General features: G+C 75.4%; 1 protein-coding gene and 1 pseudogene. One reads left to right on the forward strand and one right to left on the reverse strand.

Annotated elements, in window-relative coordinates:
* Positions 1 to 496: pseudogene (locus ABZ281_RS48005) on the reverse strand (hypothetical protein); the annotation flags it as partial.
* 140 nt (positions 497 to 636) lie between these two features.
* Between ABZ281_RS48005 and mtnA the strand changes: the two are divergent.
* On the forward strand, positions 637 to 1,815 hold a 1,179-nt coding region (gene mtnA / locus ABZ281_RS48010; protein WP_356665002.1), incomplete at its 3' end, for an S-methyl-5-thioribose-1-phosphate isomerase.

Here is a 1,815-nt window from a genome sequence, read left to right on the forward strand (position 1 = left end):
CCTCGGTGAGGACGGCGACGGTCAGCGAGATGCCGAGGACCGTGCGCCAGTAGGTGCGCATGGTGGAGACGGCGCCGTCGAGGATCTCGCCCACGCCGAGCGGGCGGAGCGGGATGACGCCGGGCTTGGCGGCGGGCGGGGGGCCGCCCCAGCCGTTCCCCCAGCCGCCGGGGCGTCCGGGGGCGCCGTATCCGCTGTGGCCTGCGGGGCCGTGTCCGCCGGGGCCGTAGCCGCCGGGGGGCTGGTTGCCCCAGCCCGGGCCGGGGGGCGGGGGCGGGGGCGCCTGGCCTGGGACGGACGGTCCGCCGGGGGCGGACCACTGGGCCGGTGGCGGCTGTTCCTTGGACCACTGCGGGCCGGGGTCCTGCGGGGCCCGGCCGGGCTGGTCCGCGGGTTGTGCGGGGCGGTCGGTGGGCTCGGCAGGGCCGGACTGGTCCGGCTTCTGCCCGTCGGACGGGGCGGATCCGGGCGAGGCCCAGCCCGGAGTGTCGTTCATCGTCGCTCCTTCACGGTGCCCGTCCGCGGTCGCGGCGGCAGCTTGGCAGCCATCGTGCCATGGGGTGGTCTTGGAGTGACCGGCCGCGGTATGGGCTGCGTACCTTCAATTGTCCGCTCGATTGGGGGCAGACTGACGGCATGGCTGATCAGTACGCGCACAGCGGTGATGACAAGCGGCCGACCGAGACCCCGGCGATCCGCTGGGAAGAGCCACCGGAAGGCCCCGTTCTGGTCCTGCTGGACCAGACGAGGCTGCCTGCCGAGGAGGTCGAACTGGTCTGTACGGACGCGTCGGCACTCGTGGAGGCGATCCGCTCGCTGGCCGTGCGCGGGGCACCGCTGCTCGGCATCGCGGGAGCGTACGGCGTCGCGCTCGCCGCCGTGCGGGGCTTCGACGTGGACGAGGCGGCGGCCGCGCTGGCGGGTGCCCGGCCGACCGCGGTGAACCTGGCCGTGGGCGTGCGCCGGGCGCAGTCGGCGCACGAGGCGGCGCTGGCCAAGGGCGGTGACGTTCGGCAGGCGGCCTCGGCGGCGCTGGCCGCGGCGCGGCAGCTGCACCGGGAGGACGCCGAGGCCAGTGGGCGGATGGCCGAGCACGGGCTGGCGCTGCTGGGTGAGCTGCTGCCGGGCGGAGGGCACCGGATCCTCACCCACTGCAACACCGGTTCGCTGGTGTCGGGCGGGGAGGGCACGGCGTTCGCGGTGGCGCTCGCGGCGCACCGGACGGGGCGGCTGCGGCGGCTGTGGGTGGACGAGACACGGCCGTTGCTGCAGGGCGCCCGCCTGACGGCGTACGAGGCGGCTCGCAGCGGGATGGCGTACACGCTGCTCACCGACAACGCGGCGGGGTCGCTGTTCGCCGCCGGGGAGGTGGACGCGGTGCTGATCGGGGCGGACCGCATCACGGCGGACGGTTCGGTGGCGAACAAGGTCGGGAGCTATCCGCTGGCGGTGCTGGCCCGGTACCACCACGTGCCGTTCATCGTGGTGGCGCCGGTGACGACGGTGGATCTGGACACGGCGGACGGCGCGTCCATCGAGGTCGAGCAGCGGCCCGGTCACGAGGTGACCGAGGTGACGGCGCCGCAGGTGCCGGTGGCCGGAACGGAGGCGGGCGGCGGGATCCCGGTGGCGCCGCTGGGGACGCAGGCGTACAACCCGGCGTTCGACGTGACTCCGGCCGAGCTGGTGACGGCGATCGTCACGGAGGAGGGCGTCGTTTCGCCTGTGACCGCCGAGGCACTGGCCGAGGTGTGTGCGCGGTCGCACGCGGTCACGGCGGCACCGGTTCGGGCTGGTGGACCTCGATGCCGCAGG

It is taken from the genome of Streptomyces sp. NPDC006265, assembly GCF_040613555.1.
Lineage (GTDB): Bacteria > Actinomycetota > Actinomycetes > Streptomycetales > Streptomycetaceae > Streptomyces.